Origin of the sequence: Streptomyces sp. AN091965 (genome assembly GCF_022698285.1) — a bacterium.
Classification (GTDB): Bacteria; Actinomycetota; Actinomycetes; order Streptomycetales; family Streptomycetaceae; genus Streptomyces.
This window is the reverse complement of record NZ_JALDMY010000001.1, coordinates 6,303,580-6,319,957: the sequence shown is the minus strand read 5'-3', so window position 1 is coordinate 6,319,957 and position 16,378 is coordinate 6,303,580. Positions and strand designations below refer to the sequence as shown.

General features: G+C 73.7%; 14 protein-coding genes. 2 read left to right on the top strand and 12 right to left on the bottom strand.

Annotation, left to right across the window (positions count from 1 at the left end; genetic code table 11):
• Positions 1-53: 53 nt before the first annotated feature.
• From moeZ to MQV74_RS26930, 12 genes are all read right to left on the bottom strand, one after another.
• Complete coding sequence (moeZ, locus tag MQV74_RS26980; RefSeq protein ID WP_138961660.1) at positions 54-1,232, bottom strand: adenylyltransferase/sulfurtransferase MoeZ; 1,179 nt, start codon at positions 1,230-1,232, stop codon at positions 54-56.
• 63 nt (positions 1,233-1,295) lie between these two features.
• Complete coding sequence (locus MQV74_RS26975) at positions 1,296-2,108, bottom strand: spherulation-specific family 4 protein (RefSeq protein WP_242722527.1); 813 nt, start codon at positions 2,106-2,108, stop codon at positions 1,296-1,298.
• Entirely contained in the window at positions 2,096-3,046 is a 951-nt protein-coding gene (locus tag MQV74_RS26970; protein ID WP_242722525.1) for an NAD-dependent epimerase/dehydratase family protein, read from the bottom strand. The genes MQV74_RS26975 and MQV74_RS26970 overlap by 13 nt, the downstream gene beginning before the upstream one ends.
• A 336-nt stretch (positions 3,047-3,382) precedes the next feature.
• Positions 3,383-4,666 carry a hypothetical protein gene (locus MQV74_RS26965; protein ID WP_242722523.1) on the bottom strand — a complete coding sequence of 428 codons (1,284 nt, stop codon included), beginning with the start codon at positions 4,664-4,666 and terminating at the stop codon, positions 3,383-3,385.
• On the bottom strand, positions 4,663-6,435 hold the full coding sequence (locus tag MQV74_RS26960; RefSeq protein ID WP_242722521.1) for a glycosyltransferase: 1,773 nt from the start codon (positions 6,433-6,435) through the stop codon (positions 4,663-4,665). Before MQV74_RS26960 ends, MQV74_RS26965 begins: the two co-directional genes overlap by 4 nt.
• Positions 6,436-6,670: 235 nt before the next feature.
• Positions 6,671-8,308, bottom strand: coding sequence for a dipeptide ABC transporter ATP-binding protein (locus tag MQV74_RS26955; protein ID WP_242722506.1), 1,638 nt, complete (start codon positions 8,306-8,308; stop codon positions 6,671-6,673).
• The gene (locus MQV74_RS26950; protein ID WP_242722503.1) at positions 8,305-9,312 is read right to left on the bottom strand and encodes an ABC transporter permease; all 1,008 of its coding nucleotides are present in this window, start codon (positions 9,310-9,312) and stop codon (positions 8,305-8,307) included. Before MQV74_RS26950 ends, MQV74_RS26955 begins: the two co-directional genes overlap by 4 nt.
• Positions 9,309-10,313 (bottom strand): ABC transporter permease, encoded by a 1,005-nt coding sequence (locus tag MQV74_RS26945; protein WP_242722500.1) that lies wholly within the window; start codon positions 10,311-10,313, stop codon positions 9,309-9,311. Before MQV74_RS26945 ends, MQV74_RS26950 begins: the two co-directional genes overlap by 4 nt.
• 20 nt (positions 10,314-10,333) lie before the next feature.
• Complete coding sequence (locus MQV74_RS26940; RefSeq protein WP_242722497.1) at positions 10,334-12,058, bottom strand: ABC transporter substrate-binding protein; 1,725 nt, start codon at positions 12,056-12,058, stop codon at positions 10,334-10,336.
• A 202-nt stretch (positions 12,059-12,260) separates the two neighbouring features.
• The gene (locus tag MQV74_RS41400) at positions 12,261-12,353 is read right to left on the bottom strand and encodes an Ms4533A family Cys-rich leader peptide (protein WP_311775232.1); all 93 of its coding nucleotides are present in this window, start codon (positions 12,351-12,353) and stop codon (positions 12,261-12,263) included.
• 67 nt (positions 12,354-12,420) lie between these two features.
• Positions 12,421-13,773, bottom strand: a complete 1,353-nt coding sequence (locus MQV74_RS26935; protein ID WP_242722495.1) for a DUF3152 domain-containing protein — start codon at positions 13,771-13,773, stop codon at positions 12,421-12,423.
• 8 nt (positions 13,774-13,781) lie between these two features.
• Positions 13,782-14,819: an alpha/beta fold hydrolase gene (locus MQV74_RS26930; protein WP_242722492.1), complete on the bottom strand. Its 1,038-nt coding sequence runs from the start codon at positions 14,817-14,819 to the stop codon at positions 13,782-13,784.
• A 403-nt stretch (positions 14,820-15,222) separates the two neighbouring features.
• Here MQV74_RS26930 and MQV74_RS26925 point away from each other — a divergent pair, with 403 nt between their 5' ends.
• Positions 15,223-15,441, top strand: coding sequence for a hypothetical protein (locus MQV74_RS26925; RefSeq protein ID WP_242722489.1), 219 nt, complete (start codon positions 15,223-15,225; stop codon positions 15,439-15,441).
• Between the two features lie 167 nt (positions 15,442-15,608).
• Positions 15,609-16,250: a TetR/AcrR family transcriptional regulator gene (locus MQV74_RS26920; RefSeq protein ID WP_138961649.1), complete on the top strand. Its 642-nt coding sequence runs from the start codon at positions 15,609-15,611 to the stop codon at positions 16,248-16,250.
• The last annotated feature ends 128 nt before the right edge of the window (positions 16,251-16,378 follow it).

Below are 16,378 nucleotides of genomic sequence, written 5' to 3'. Positions count from 1 at the left end.
GCAGTCACCCGGGGGCCGCTGGGGCCGAGGCGGCGGGCCTTGCGGCCCGGCGTCTAGTAGACCGGCTTCTCGGGCTCGATCTGGTTCACCCAGCCGATCACGCCGCCGCCGACGTGCACGGCGTCCGCGAAGCCCGCGGACTTCAGGACGGCGAGGACCTCCGCACTGCGGACGCCCGTCTTGCAGTGCAGGACGATCTTCTTGTCCTGCGGCAGGCCCTGCAGGGCGGTGCCCATGAGGAACTCGTTCTTCGGGATCAGCTTGGCGCCCGGGATCGAGACGATCTCGTACTCGTTCGGCTCGCGGACGTCGATGATCTCGATCTTCTCGTCGGCGTCGATCCACTCCTTGAGCTGCTTGGGAGTGATCGTCGAACCGGCGGCCGCCTCCTGGGCCTCTTCGGACACGACGCCGCAGAAGGCCTCGTAGTCGATGAGCTCGGTGACGGTGGGGTTCTCGCCGCAGACCGCGCAGTCGGGGTCCTTGCGGACCTTGACCTGGCGGTACTGCATCTCCAGGGCGTCGTAGATCATCAGGCGGCCGACGAGCGGCTCGCCGATGCCCGCGAGGAGCTTGATGGCCTCGTTGACCTGGATGGAGCCGATGGACGCGCAGAGCACGCCGAGCACGCCGCCCTCGGCGCAGGACGGGACCATGCCGGGGGGCGGGGGCTCCGGGTAGAGGCAGCGGTAGCAGGGGCCGTGCTCGGACCAGAACACCGAGGCCTGGCCGTCGAAGCGGTAGATGGAGCCCCAGACGTACGGCTTGTTGAGGAGCACGCAGGCGTCGTTGACCAGGTAGCGGGTCGCGAAGTTGTCGGTGCCGTCGACGATCAGGTCGTACTGGCTGAAGATGTCCATCACGTTGTCGGCTTCGAGCCGCTGCTCGTGCAGGACCACGTTCACGTACGGGTTGATGCCGAGGACGCTGTCGCGGGCCGACTCGGCCTTGGAACGGCCGATGTCGGACTGGCTGTGGATGATCTGGCGCTGCAGGTTCGACTCGTCGACCTCGTCGAACTCCACGATGCCGAGGGTGCCGACACCGGCCGCCGCGAGGTACATCAGCGCCGGTGACCCGAGGCCGCCGGCGCCCACACAGAGCACCTTGGCGTTCTTCAGCCGCTTCTGCCCGTCCATCCCGACATCCGGGATGATCAGGTGGCGGGAGTACCTGCGGACCTCGTCGACGGTGAGCTCAGATGCTGGCTCGACCAGGGGTGGCAGCGACACGGAGACTCCGTTGGTCGGATATGCGGAACGGTTGTTCTCTCCGTAACACTGCCACGGCCTTCTTCATTCCGAGACACCTGGTCCGATGCGCGAGACGATCTCGTCCCAGTAACCGGGCAGGGCCTCCCAGGGGTCGCCGCCCGCGCCGCTGCCGCCGCCGTCCGTGCGGTCGGTGAAGTAGATCGTCGAGGCGCCCTGCCAGCGGGCGACGCGCAGCGCCTCGTCGAGGTGGCCGCGCGGTACGCCGTGCACGAGGTGGCAGAAGCACTCGGGCGGGTAGTCGGCGGTCCACTCGGCGACCTGGGACCAGCGGTAGTCGCTCCAGGGGCCGCTGAACGTCACCAACTGGTCGGCGCTCTCGATGTATCCGGGGTACGGGTGGGTGCCGTGCCCGAACACGACGTGGGCCCTGCCGAGGAGCGCGCGCAGGGTGGTGACGGTGCGCCGGACCTCGGGCAGCGCCGCGCGTTCCGTGGGGCAGCGGGCGAGGTAGAAGCCGTCGACGAGGTACCAGTCGAGGTAGCGGTGGGCGTCGGAGACGAGTTCGCCGAAGCTCCGGGCGCCGTACGCCGCGTCGAGGTGGCCGAGGACCCGGACGCCCGCGTTGCGCAGTCGTCCCGCGGCGTCGAGGCAGTGCGGGTCGGGCCGGTCGCCCGGGCCGCCCGCGACGTTCAGGACGACCCAGTGCAAGGAGTCGTGGGACCGGGTGAGTTCGGCCCACTCGGCGGCGGCGAGCAGCGGGTGGGCGGTGCCGGGGACGCCGAAGCCGACGCGCAGGGCGGTCCGCGGGCCGAGGGCCGTCGTGCCCGTGGGGCGCGGTCCGCGGCCCGGCCGGGGGGTGGGGCCGGGGCGCGGTGTGCGGCCTAGATGCGGCATGCGGCCTCCATCCAGATGTCGGCGAGCGACTCTTCGAGGTTGATGCGCGGCCGCCAGCCGAGCCGGTCGCGCGCGGTGCGCACGTCGGCCTGCTGCCAGCTGCCGCAGCCGTCCGGGTAGGGGTAGGCGGCGGGCGCGGCGTGCTCGGCGTCGACCCGCGGGTGGAGGCCGGGCCTGCCGGGTGGCTGGTCGAGTTCGTGCAGGGCGCCGCCGTAGCCGGCGACGCGGGCGAGCACGGCGGCGGCGTCGCGCAGCCGCACGGCGCGCCCGGAGCCGATGTTGACGATGCCCTGGGCGGCGGAGAGCGAGGCGGCGTGCACGGCCCGCGCGATGTCGCGGACGTCGATGAAGTCGCGCTGGACGCCGAGCCCGCCGAGCTTCAGCTCGCCGTCGCCGGACTGCATGGCGCGGCGCATGGCCTCGGCGAGGCGGCCGAGCGGCGATCCGGCCGGGGTGCCGGGGCCCGCGGGCGAGAACACCCGCAGGACCACGGCGTCCAGGCCGGAGCCGAGGACGAGTTCGGTGGCGGCCAGCTTGCTGACGCCGTAGGGGCCGCCGGGGCGCGGCACGGCGTCCTCGGCGGTGGACGAGCCGGGCTGGCTCGGGCCGTACTCGGCGCCGCAGCCGAGCTGCACCAGGCGGGCGCCGCAGCCGCTGCGGCGCAGGGCCTCGCAGATGGTGGCGACGGCGACGGTGTTGTGCCGAGTCAGCTCGCGGGCGCCGCCGCGGGTGGCGCCCGCGCAGTTGATGACGACGCCCGGGTGTACGGCGTCCAGGAAGCGGGTGAGCGCGCCGGGGCTGCCGCTGGCGAGGTCGAACCGTACGTCCGAGTCGTCCCCGCGGCCGAGCGCGGTGAGCTGGACCGCGGGGTCGGCGAGCAGCCGGTCGGCGACGAACCGGCCGAGGTATCCGTTGGCTCCGATCAGCAACACCCTCATCGGGCGCCTCCGGGGACGGACGCTCGGATGCTGGGCCTTGTCATCTGTGTTTCTCCTTCAGGGTGGTGCCGGCTGTCTCGGGTAACGGATGGACCGGCGCGGCCCGCCGCGACCGGGGCCCGCGCCGCCGGGGCCCGCACCGGGGCCGCGGGGGCGGGGGTCCGGGCCGTTCGGGGGCGGGATGGTCGGGGGGTGCGCCACGGGGGTGCTGACGCCGCGGGCCCTGGAGGAGCGGGCGCCGGAGCCGCGGGACGTGGAGCCCCGGACGCCGGAGCGACGGGCCCTGGAGGAGCCGCGGGCCCTGGAGTCGCGAGCCCTGAGGGGCGGCGCACGCGTTCATGCCGTGCCCCCGCAGGCGTGCGCGGAGGCGCGGCCGAGCACGCGGACCGCGCGGGCCAGCAGGAGCGCGGCCCCCGCCCCGCAGACGGCGGCGGGCGCGCCCCAGGCCAGGGCCGCGGTCTCCACCGGCGTGGTGAGGAAGCCGCAGCCCGGAAGGCGGGCGGCCCACGCGAGGGCCAGGGCCGCCGCCCCGGTCGCGCCGACCGCGGCGTACACGAGGGCGGGCGCGCGCGTGGAGCCGTGCGCCGCGAGGAGGCGGCCGAGCCACAGCAGCGCGGCCAGCGCCCCGGCGCCCAGGCACGGGGTCACACCGCCCGTGCCCGCGGCGCCGACGAGGTCGAGCGCGGCGTCGGCTCCGGCCAGCACCAGGCCCACCGCGGTCGCGTAGAGCGCGAACACGCCGAGCAGGAGGGGGCGTACGGACGCGGCGAAGTCGGCGAGCCCCCGGCTCCTGCCGAGCCGCCTGCGGGCCCGCACCGTGAAGAGCCGTGCGCACGCCGTGCCGGGCGCGACGGCGGCGGCGAGCCCGAGGGCGGCGAGGGCCGAGGGCTCCGGGGGCAGGGCCGCCCCGCCCGGCGCGGCGGCGCGCAGCAGCCCCTCGCCGAACAGGGCGTACGCGAGCAGCCAGCACGTCCACGCGCGCGTGGCCGACGCGGCGGGGCGCGGGGTGCGCAGCGGGCCGTGGCGCAGGGCGACGCGGGCCGTGGCGGCGAGGGCGAGCGCGCCGCCCAGGCCCACCGCGAGGCGCACGCCCCCCGTGGTGAGGGCGAGCCCGGCGACGGTGAGGGCGCACACCGCGCCGGGCAGCAGTGCGAACGCGGGCCAGGCGGCGTGGACTTCGGGGGCGGTGCCCGCCGGTCGGCCGGCGCCGCCGTCCCCCGGAGTGTCGAGGGCGTCCCACTCGTCGCTGTCGCGCGGCACGCGCGCGTACATCTCCTCGGCGAGGGCGAACACGTCGCGGTGGCGGAACCGCGCGGCCGTGCGGTCGGTGACGCCGTGCGCCTCCAGGCCCGCCGCGATCTCCAGCGGGTCGACGGCCCGTTCGCAGAGCTCGCGGTGCCGGTGGAGCAGCGCCTTGACGGGGTCACCGGTACCGCGCCGGGGGGGCCGTGCGCCCCGGCTCGGGGCGTCGAGGCCCCGGCTCCGGGCGTCCGCCTCACGGCTCGGGGCGAAGGCGCCGCCGCCCGGGGACTCCGCGCCCCCGCCGGGGCCGGTCGCGCTGCCCCACAGTGCCGCCGTGCCACGCCGCTGCGCCGCGGCCGCCGCGTCACGTCCCGTCACGACGCCACCTCCCCCAGGTGTCCCCGCAGGCCGTAGCGGGTGGCCCAGCTGGGGGCGGTGGTCGCGGCGGGGCCGAGGGGGGCGGGCCTGCCGAGGGGGGCCGCGCCCGCGAGGCGGCCGCCGACGGCCCAGCGGCCCGGCACGGACGCCTCGGCCGGGTGGGCGAACGGCACCGGTTCGCCCGCCTCGTTCACGGTCTCGCGGCGTACCGGGCAGTGCGAGACGATCTCCAGGTAAATGCCGTGAAATGCCGCGATGTTCTGCTCGACGGTGAAGAGTTCGAGCGCCCGGGCCCGCGCCGCCGCACCGAGGCGCGCGCGGCGCTCGGGGTCGCGCAGCAGCTGCACGCACGCCTGCGCGAGCGCCCGGGGGTTGCGGGGCGGCACCACGAGGCCCGTGCCGCCGATGACCTCGACCACCGCGCCGACGTCCGTCGAGACCGTGGCGCGGCCGCAGAGCATGGCCTCGATGAGGCTGATGGGGAAGCCCTCGACGACGCTCGACAGGACGACCACGCCACCCCCGGCGTAGGCGTCGGCGAGGTCCGGCGCCTCGGGGCTGCCGATCTCCTCGAAGGAGACGGGGTTGGCGCCGACCGCGTGCGCGTCCTCGGCCTCGTCGGGGAACAGCTGCGCGGCGAGCGCCCGGCAGTGGGCGAGGTACGCCGCGGCCCGGTCCCCGTCGGCGAGGGCGCCGACGATCCGCAGGCGCGCCCCGGGCTCTTCCTTGCGGACCTCGGCGAAGGCGTGCAGGAGGGAGATCAGGTCCTTGGCGGGCTCGACCCGGCCGACCCACAGGAGCGTGTGCGGCTCGCCGGGCTCCTCGCGCTCGCCGACCTCGGCGAAGCGGTCGGCCTCCAGGCCGGGGTAGACCGTGCGCAGCTTGGCGCGGTCGGCGCCGCACCGCTCCTGCCAGCGGCGGGCGTGCGCGTTGCCGGGGGTGATGACGGTGGCCTCGCGGTAGGTCTCGGCGGCGAGCCTGCCGTGGAAGGAGGCGAGCAGCGCCCGCGCGGGTGTGCTCGGCGTGCTCTCTCCGGCGGCGCCCGCGCCCGCCAGGTAGTGCGCCCGCAGCCGTACGCCGTACTCGGTGACGAGCAGGGGTACGCCCGCGAAGTGCCGGGCGAGCAGGCCGGGCAGCGCGGCGGCGCCGCCCGCCGTGGCGTGGCAGAGGTCGACGGCGCCGAGCGTGTCGTCGTCGTACCAGTCGAGGGAGAGCGGGCGCAGGGTCCGCTCCAGGTCGGCCGCGACGGTGAGCAGGTCGGGCACGCGGGCGGCGCGGGCGGCCCGGTGCGCGCCGGGCGCGCGGCAGGCGCTCTCCAGGGCGCGTACGGCGCCCTCGGAGCGCAGGGCCCCGGCGAGCCCGCCGGTGTCGCGGGCGAGTTCGGCGAGGCCGTAGAGGCCGCTGCCGAAACGGTCCGCCAACTCGTCGGACGCGCCCGGTACCTCGTCCGACGTGCCCGTCGTCCCGTCGGACGCGCCCGCCATCCCCGCGGCGAGCTCCGTGAAGCACTCGGCGAAGCGCCGGCCCGCGCGGCGCCGCCCCCACAGCACCGACCGTCCGGAGGCCTCGCCCCACAGCGCGGCGCTGCGCACCCGGCGGACCTGCGGGGGCAGGTCGACCCAGCCCAGCGCCTCCTGGCGGGCGCTGCGGCTCAGCGCGTAGACGTCGAACTCGTGCCGCCCGAGCCCGCGCACGAGCCGGTCGCACCAGAGCCTGGCCTCACCGCCCACATACGGATAACCACTCTCCGTAAGCAGTCCAATGCGCACGCGTGCACCCCCGATCTGCCCTATGGGGAGCCGCCGTTGGCCCGGCGGCTCGCAGCGGGACGAACGTATGCGGACATGCCGGTGGCGCGACGGACGGTTGTCCATCGCGCCACCAAAAGGGGTGAAGAGCAGTAACTTTCCCGCGCCGGTAGCGTTCCGTCGCGCTATAGAAGCCTCATAGGGCGACGAAAGGCGTCATGCGGGGCTCGTGGGAGCCCTTCTCGCTCACGCGGAGTCATGCCACGGCCAATTCCTCCGGGGCCGGTCCTGACCGGGCGCCGCGGGCCGCGCGCCGTTCGGCGGCGAGCGCGGGATCGAGGGCGGGCACGGCCGCGAGGAGGTCCTTCGTGTACGGGTCCCGGGGCGCGCCGTAGACCTCGTCCACGGAGCCGTACTCGACGAGCTTGCCGCGTCGCATCACCGCGACCCGGTCGCTGACCTGGCGCACCACCGCGAGGTCGTGCGCGACGAAGACGAGGGCGAGCCCCAGCTCCCGCTGGAGCTCCGCGAGCAGCGCGGTGACCTGGGCCTGCGTGGTCACGTCGAGCGCCGAGACCGGCTCGTCGCAGACGATGAGCCGGGGCTCGGCGGCGAGCGCCCGCGCGATGCCGACGCGCTGGCGCTGGCCGCCGCTGAACTCGTGCGGGTAGCGGTCGTAGTGCGCCGGATCGAGGCCGACGCGCTCCATCAGGTCCCGTACGCGGGCGCGGATCGCGGCCTCGTCGCGGTCGCCCCGCGCGCGCAGCGGATCGGCGACGGACTCGCCCACCGAGCGGCGCGGGTTGAGCGAGGAGACGGGGTCCTGGAACACCATCTGCACGCCCGGCACGGGGCCCGCGCCCCGCTTCTCGACGCCGCCGAAGCTCAGCCGTCCCGAGGTGGGCTCCAGGAGCCCCACGAGCATCCGGCCCAGCGTGGTCTTGCCGCTGCCGCTCTCGCCGACGACGCCGAGGGTCTCGCCGCGCCGCACGGTCAGCGACACGTCGTCGACGGCGACGAAGGCGCCCTTGCCGCGCCCGAACTCGCGCCGCAGCCCCTGGGCCTCGACGACGACGTCGCCGAGGTCGCCGGAGCGCGGCTCCCGTACGGAGTCGACGCGCGGCACGGCGCTCAGGAGCTGCTGGGTGTACGCCTGGCGGGGCGCGGCGAGGACGTCGGTGACGCCGCCGCGCTCCACGACGCGCCCGTGCCGCATGACGAGCACGTCGTCCACGCTCTCGGCGGCCACGCCCACGTCGTGGGTGACCAGGAGCAGGCCCATGCCGCTCTCCGCGCGCAGCTCGTGCAGCAGGTCGAGGATCTGTGCCTGCACCGTCACGTCGAGGGCGGTGGTCGGCTCGTCGGCGATGAGCAGCTCGGGCTCGCAGGCGAGGGCCATGGCGATCAGGGTGCGCTGGCGCATGCCGCCGCTGAACTCGTGCGGGCGCGAGCGCGCCCGCCGCGCGGCGTCGGCGATGCCGACGCGGCCGAGGACGTCGACGGCACGCGCGCGTGCCGCGCGGCGCGAGGCCCCGGAGTGGGCGCGGTACACCTCGGCGATCTGGTCGCCGACGGCGTAGTACGGGTCGAGCGAGGACAGCGGGTCCTGGAAGACCATCGCGGCGATCCCGCCGCGCAGCCGCCGCAGTTCGCGGTCACCGGCCCCGGTGACGTCGACGCCGCCGACGCGCACGGCGCCGGTGACGCGCGCCCCGGTGTCCCGGTGCAGGCCGAGCAGCGCGGAGGCGACGGTGGACTTGCCGGAGCCCGACTCGCCGACGAGGGCGAGGGCGGCGCCGCGCGCCAGCGTGAAGGAGACGTCGTCCACGGCCTGTACGTCGCCGAAGCCGACGCTCAGGCCGTCCACGTGTACGAGCTGGTCGTCGAGGCTCATGCGAGCACCACCCGTCGGTCGGCCACCGCGTACAGCACGTCCGCGACGGCGTTGGCGAGGACCACGAAGAAGCCGGTGATGAGGACCATGCCGACGACCACCGGCAGGTCGACGACCCGGACGGCCTGCACGAGTTCGCGGCCGAGCCCGGGCAGGCCGAACAGCGTCTCGGTGAGCAGGGCGCCGCCGAACATGGTCCCGAAGTCATTGGCGGTCAGCGCGATCACGGGCGCGAGGGCGCCGCGCAGGGCGTGCCGCCCGACGAGGGAGCGCTCGCTGATCCCGTACGCGCGGAAGGTGCGCACATGGTCCTCGGCGAGCGTCTCCAGCATCGCGGACCGGGTCAGGCGCGCGTACTTGGCGGACTCGATGAGGGCGAGCGACACCCACGGCAGGAGCAGGTTCCACGCCCACTGCTGCGGATCCTCGGTGAAGGGCACGTACTGCGGGAACGGCAGCCATTGGAGCTGGCCGCAGACCAGGACCATCAGGAGCAGGCCGATGACGAACACAGGGGTCGCCGTGCCCGCGAGCGTGACGGCGGTCAGGATCCGCTCGGTGGGGCGGCCGCGCCGCCACGCCGACAGGACGCCGGTGCCGACGCCGAGGATCAGCCACAGGACCATCGCGCCGAGCGCGAGCGAGCCCGTGACCGGCACCTTGTTCAGGATCAGATCGGTGACCTGCTGGTCGGTCTGGTACGACAGGCCGAGGCAGGGCGCGTCGCAGTGCAGCACGCCGGTGCCGGTCGAGTAGTCGTGGCCGACGAAGAGGCCGCGCAGGAACTCGAAGTACCGCGCGTACATCGGGTCGTCGAGCTTGAGCTGCTCGGAGACCTGCTGGACCTGGGCGGGCGAGCAGCGCGGGCCGCAGGTGATCTGTGCGACGTCGCCGGGGGCGACGTAGAAGACGGCGTAGATGACGACGGACAGGGCGAAGAGCGTGACGACGGCGCCGAGGGCGCGCCGCACGATGAAGCCGGTGAATCCGGAGCCCGGGCTCACGACTGCGCCCCCTTCCTGGCCCGCTTCGCGCCCACCCGCAGCCGCGAGGCCGCGCGCGGGTCGAGGGCCGTGCGCACGCCGTCGCCGAGGACGGTCAGGGCGAGCACGGTCACGAACAGGACGCCCGCGGGCAGCAGCAGGTACTGCGGTGCCGCCTCGTACCAGACGTCGGCGGAGGTGAGCATCTGGCCCCAGGACGCGGTGGGCGGCTTGACCCCGACGCCGAGGAAGGAGAGGGCCGCCTCCACGGTGATGTTGGTGGGGACGAGCAGCGCGGAGTACGTGATGACGGGCGCGGCGAGCGCGGGCAGCAGCTCGCGGCGGGCGATGCGCACCCCGCCCCAGCCGCTGAGGCGGGCCGCGGCGACGTGGTCGAGCTCCTTGAGCGAGATGGTCTGGGCGCGCACGATCTTCGCCATGCCGCCCCAGCCGACCACGCCGACGACGAGCGCGACGAGCACGGGCCGCGGGAAGCCGCTGGGCACGACGGCGAGGAGGCCGAGCGCGAGGACCATCAGGGGCAGCGCCACCATGACGTCGGTGGCGCGGCTGAGGGCGAGGTCGACCCAGCGATTGCCGAGCCCGCTGGCGAGCCCGACGGCGATGCCGAGCGTGACCTGGAGCAGGGTCGCGATCAGCGCGACGCCGAGGGACACCCGGGCCCCGTACACCAGGCGGGCGAACAGGTCGCGGCCGGTCTGCGGCTCGACGCCGAGCCAGTGCTCGGCGCTCATGCCGCCGAAGGAGCCGACGGGCACGCCGCCGCGCGCGGAGTCGATGAGCTCCGGGTGGTACGTGGTGGGGTCCTGGCCCTCCAGGGCGGTGAGCAGGGGCGCGGCGAGCGCGACCAGGACGAGCAGGGCGACGATCGCGCCCGCGACGAGGGCGGCGCGCCGCGTGCGCAGCCGCCGCCAGAACTGACGGGCTCCGGAGGAGCCGGGAGCGGACGCCGTGGCGGCGTCCGCTCCCCCGCTCTCCGAGGCCAACAGGGCCTCACTCATGACAGATCTACCGACGGGCCCTACTTGACCGCGACCTGGGAGATGTCGAGGACGCCCGTCCAGTCGCTGATCACGACGTTCTTGATGTCCTTGCCGTACAGGCGCTTGTAGACCGGGTGGAACAGCGGCACGTTGACGGCCTTCTCGCCGATCTTCTTGTCGAGCGCGCCCCAGCGCTCGGCGGCCGCGGCGTGGTCCGTCAGCTTGTTGATCTCGTCGATCTCCTTGTTGACGGCCTTGTCGTTCAGGAAGGAGGAGTTGAAGTTGTAGCCGTCCTTGACGATCTGGCGGCCGTCGAAGATCGGGGCGAGGAAGGGGCCGCCGGAGGGCCAGTCGGCGCCCCAGTGGGCGAGGAAGAGGCCCGGCTCGTCCTCGGCGTCGTGGACCTTGTCCTCGTAGTCGTTGTCCTCCAGGCCCTGGAGCTTGACGGTGATGCCGGCCTTCTTCAGGGAGTCCTGGAGGGCGGTGGCGATCTCCGGGCTGGTCTCGAAGTTCTTGGTGTTGGAATGCGTGAGCGTGATGGTCAGGCCGTCCTTGTAGCCGGCCTCCTTCAGGAGCTCCTTGGCCTTCTTCGGGTTTCCGCTGTCGCCCGCCGGGAAGTGGTCGAACTTCTGGTAGCCGAAGGACTCCTGGTTGGGCAGGAAGGTCGTCGCGGGCTCGGCGAGGGAGGAGCCGCCCGCGGCGTTGATGACCGAGGAGCGGTCGACGGCGTAGGCGACGGCCTGGCGGACCTTCGGGTTGTCGAAGGGCTTCTTCTTCGGGTTGAAGGCCAGGTAGTTGGTGTAGCCGAAGTGGCCGGTGCCGACCTGCGAGGCCAGCTTCTTGTCGCCGGTGACCTTGGCGAGCTCGGCCGGGCCGAGGTTGGTGTCGGTGGTGACGGCGGCGGCGTCGGCGCCCTGGCTCGCGGAGAGGCGCTGGTTGATGACGGACGAGTTGAAGCCGGAGCGGACGTCGATCTCGTCCGGGTAGGCCTTGCGCTCGTCGTCGGTCTTCGCCGACCAGTGCGGGTTGCGCTCCAGCTGGAGCCGCTCGCCGCCGTTCGTGTTCTTGACGACCTTGTACGGGCCCGAGGAGATCGGGTGCTCCTCGTACTTGGTGCCCTTGTCCTTGGCCTTCGGCACGGGCGCGAACGACGTCTGCGTGGCCACGTAGTCGAAGTCGCCGACGGGCTTGTTCAGGTGGAAGACGATGGTGCGCTCGTCCGGCGTCTCGACCGAGTCGAGGCCCTTCTTGTCCTTGTAGGGGCCCTCGTACGTGGCGCCGCCGATGAGCCAGTCCCGCAGGAAGGGCGCGCCGCCGGACAGTTCGGCCGCGAAGGAGCGCTCGATGCCGTACTTGATGTCCTTGGTCGTGATCGGCGTGCCGTCCTCGAACTTGAGGCCCGTCTTCAGGGTGTACGTCCACACCGTGGCGTTCTTGCTCGGCTTGCCGAGGCTCTCGGCGAGGTCGGGGACGACCTTCGCGCCCTCGGCCCCGTCCTCGCGGTTGCGCGTGGTCAGGGTGCGGAAGACCAGGCTCGGCACGTTGCCGCCGCCGGAGGTGTAGAGGCGGGCGGGGTCGAAGGTCTTCTGGGGATCGCGGTTGAGGACGGTGAGCGTGCCGCCCTTCTTGGCCTTGCCGTCGCCCCCGGCGTCGTTGCCGTCGTCAGGTCCGCAGGCGGCGGCGCCCGCGGCCAGGACGACCAGGGTGGCGGATGCCGCTGCCACGCGGCGGGATATGACGGACTTCTGACGACGCAGACGCATCGGAGTGCCTCTCGGAAAGCTGAGGAGATGAAGGGGAGCGGAGGAAAGCGCGGGAGCCCGCCCCGGGGCACGTACGTCCAGAACCATCTGTCCAGGATGCGGACACCTGACCACATCGTGGGCCGCGTACGGAGCGCGCCCCACAGGGGCACGGAACGCGGTGAAGGAGGAAGAAAGCGCGACGCACTCGCCGGGGCGGGCGTCAGCGACAGTGAATATCGGCCACGCAGAGCGCGGTCACGCCGAACAGCGCCAGCTCAAGGGCGGCGCTCGGGGAGGCGTGACGGGTCGACATGCGGAGAAATATGGACGATGCCGCGCGGAATGTCAACGCGACGTCTCACCTGTCGAGCCGAGCGGTCTCACCCCTTGGGAAACACCCAGGGGTTGGGCTTGCAGTGGATCCCGTCGTGGTCGAGGAACTTGGTCTGCTGCTGCATGACGGGCGCGAGTTCGCCGTCGCGCCGGCAGTCCACATGGCCGTGGCCGAGCCGGTGGCCGACCTCGTGGTTGATCAGCATCTGGCGATAGGGGTGGATGCGGTCGCCGTAGGTCTTGGCCCCCTGGGCCCACCGATAAGCGTTGATCATGATGCGGTCGGTGGACGCCGAGTCGCACGACACGTTCTGCTGGAGCGTTTCGAGACCGGACTTCGCACACCACTTCGCGGTGGTCACCGGGCTCGCCAGGGTGATGACGAAGTCCGGCTTCCCGGAGGAGATCCGCTCGAAGGTGCGGGCCCCGCCGTGGGCCCAGCTCCGGCTGTCGTTCAGGGTCTTCTGCACGGCCTGCGCGAACAGGGCGCCGTCCAGGCCCATGCCCTTCTCGACGTCGACGCGGTACCGGAACTTCTGCCCCTTGCCGGGCGCCTTGTCGAACCCGGGCATCGCCGCGAACTGCCCCGAAGCGGCGAGCTTCGCGTCCAGCGGGTACTTCTTGCCCATCTTCGTGTCGTACGACTCCGGGGTCGCGGAGTCGGTCGGCGCGGGCCGGTTGTCCGAGCGCGACGCGGAGCCGCGGGCGTCCCGGTCGTCACCCGCGCCGTGGTCGGCGGCCCGCGTGTCAGAGCCCGAGCCCTTGCCGTCGTCGGTGACCTGAGCGGCCACCACGATGGCGAGGGCCAGGGTCACGGTCGCGGCGGCGGCACCGATGACGGTGCGGCTGCTGAGCCGCCCGCCCGACGGGGTCCCGCCGTCGGCCGCGGCGCCCGGGGAGCCGCCGGTGCCGTCGCCGTCGTCACCGGCGTCGGTCTCCCAGGCGGTCACGGACGCGTACGGGTCGCGGGGCGCGGGGCGCCGCACGGGCTTGGCACCCGCCGCGAACACGTCCGCGCCCTCGAAGCCGTCCGGGGCACCGAGGGCGTCGAAGGCCGCGACGTCCTCCCGTCTCGGCCCCGGCACCCGCGGCGACCGCGGCGCGCTGGTTGTGGCCTGCGCCGCGGCGCCGCCGACCGGGCCCCAGCCGCCCCCGGGCTCGCGCTGCTCGGGATGCCCGCCGCGCACGTGCGGGACGCCACGGGGCGGGGTGACCCGCGGCGCGCCGTGCGCGGGGGTGCCGTGCACCGGCGTCACCTGGGGCGTGCCGTGCGCGGGGGTGTCACCGCGCCGGCGGCGGCCGCCGCTGGTCCCGGGCTCGGTCGCCTGGGACTCGGGTATGCCAGGGGTGCTGCTGGTGTCTGTTGTGTCGGCCGGGGTCCGGCGGCTATGACGTCCCACGCGGCGTGTCAGCTCCTCGTACCCGAAGTACCCGGCTCGCGGCAGTCGTCGTTCACGCCGCCACCCTTGCGCACCTCACGAGGATCCCTCAACTCACCGGCATCAGCCACGAGTTCACGGATCGCGGTGGCCACCGCGTCCGGAAACTCCATCATCGCCACGTGCCCGGCGTCGGGCAGCGTGAGCAGCCGCGAACCGCGGAAGGCCGCCGCGGCCCGGCGCGCCATGCGGTACGACACGAGCCGGTCCCTGCCCCCGTACACGAGCAGCGTCGGCGCCAGCACCCGCTCGGCCTGCCGCCACAGGCCGTGCTGGCCACCGAGCGTGTACGCGTTCACGATGCCGCGGGCCGAGCGGGCCATGGCGTCCCAGAAGTAGGGGTGCGCGAGCCGGCGCTCCATGTCGCGCACGGCCGCCGCGAACGCCTCCGGCGAGACCTTGGCCGGATCGCCGTAGCAGAGCCCCATGACGCTGCGCACCCGCTGCGCCGGTGTCCACTCCTTGGTCAGCCGGGTGAACAGGCCCGCCACCCCGGGCAGCGCGAGCAGGCCCGTGGGCACGGCGGTGCGCTGCACCCGCAGCTCGGGCAGGGCGGGCGAGACCAGGGTGAGGGTGCGCACGAGGTCGGGGCGGACCGCGGCGACGCGGGTGGTGACGGCGCCGCCCAGGGAGTTGCCCACCAGGTGGACGGGGCCGCGTCCGCGGGCGTCCAGATGGCGGATGACCGCGCGCGCGTGCCCGGTGACCGAGTAGTCCCCGTCGTCCGGGGGCGGCGAGTCGCCGAAGCCCGGCAGGTCGAGGGCCTCGCCGTCCACGACGTCCTGAAGGAGCGGCATCAGGGCCGACCAGTTCCGCGAGGAGCCGCCGAGCCCGTGCACGTACAGCGCGGGCGGCAGATCCGTGTCCGCCGCGGCCCGGCGGCGCACCGAGAGCGTCAGGCCGGGCAGCGTGACCGAGTCCATGCGCTCGCCCTCCGCGACACCGACGGCGCCCGGCTTGGGGGCGACGGTGGCGGCCAGCACGTCCGGCAACTCGGTCGAAGACATGCGGGCAATGTTACGAGACGATCACGCGTTGGATCGCGTGTTCGGGGTCACAGGTGCCGTTTGGATCGCGTAACAGATCACGCGGGACCGGGCGAGAGATCGCGGAGCGCCCCGATCGGGTGTTCCCTGGGGACATGGGGAACTCGCCGGGAAGAGGCCCGCGAACAGGGCACTCGCACCCCGGAACGTCCCGCACGGAGGAGACCGGCGGCGCCGGGGAAGAACGCGCCCGGGACGGACCGGAACCACCCGAAGACCCAGCCCCCGAGCCTCCGGGACGCCAAAGACATACGAGAGACACCGAGGTACACCAAGAGGCACCGAGAGACACCTCAGACGTCAAAGACACGGCAGACACCGAAGACACCGAAGACACCGGCAAGAGATCCGAGGAGTCCCCATCATGACCGTTGACCCCAGCGACCCGGACACGTTCGAGGCCGAGGAGGCCGCGGACGGCTACGACGAGGAGACGCCCGAGGCCGACGCCGCCGAGCAGCACACCGACCTGGCACCGCGGCACGACGGCTCCCTGGAGGACGTCGACCCCGGCGCCGCCAACGTGGCCGACGTCGCCGAGCAGGCCCGCGTGGTCGACCTGGACGAGGACGACTACCGCTGAGCGGGGGCGCGCGCTCGCGCAGCTGCCCGTGTTTGCCCTGCTACGCACCGCTTCCATGGGTGCCCGGTCCGTGAAATTCTGCGCTCGCACCGCGCACATCGCAGTTACCGAAAAGTACGATGGCGGCGCGGCGCACACCGCAACTAAGGACGATTCTGGGAGGCGGCGTGACAGCCATCGAGCAGACAGAGGCGGCACGCCCGCGGGGCACTCGCCTGCCGCGCCGTGCCCGACGCAACCAACTCCTCGGCGCGGCCCAGGAGGTCTTCGTCGCCCAGGGGTACCACTCGGCGGCGATGGACGACATCGCCGAGCGGGCAGGTGTCAGCAAGCCGGTGCTCTACCAGCACTTCCCCGGCAAGCTCGACCTCTACCTGGCCCTGCTCGACCAGCACTGCGACAACCTGCTGCAGGCGGTGCGCGCGGCCCTGGCCTCGACGACCGACAACAAGCAGCGCGTCGCGGCGACGATGGACGCCTACTTCGGGTACGTGGAGGACGACGGCGGGGCCTTCCGGCTCGTCTTCGAGTCGGACCTCACCAACGAGCCCGCGGTCCGCGAGCGCGTCGACAAGGTGACGCTCCAGTGCGCGGAGGCGATCTGCGAGGTCATCGTGGAGGACACCGGCCTGCCCGAGGCCGAGTCGATGCTCCTTGCCTCCGGGCTCGGCGGCCTCGCCCAGGTCGTCGCGCGCTCCTGGCTGCACAGCGACGGCGGCGTCTCGCGCGAGAAGGCGGTCCAGCTGCTCACCTCGCTCGCCTGGCGCGGCATCGCGGGCTTCCCGCTGCACGGCGCCGAGGGCCACTGAGCGGGCCGACAGGCCCTTCGCTCCCTGCCCGTCCTTCCTCCCGGCGCGTGTTCGCTCCTGGCGTGCGCGGCCGGAGCCGTCACCGTCGCCTCACCGGGCTAATCTGTGCAGGTACGGCGCGGGCGGCC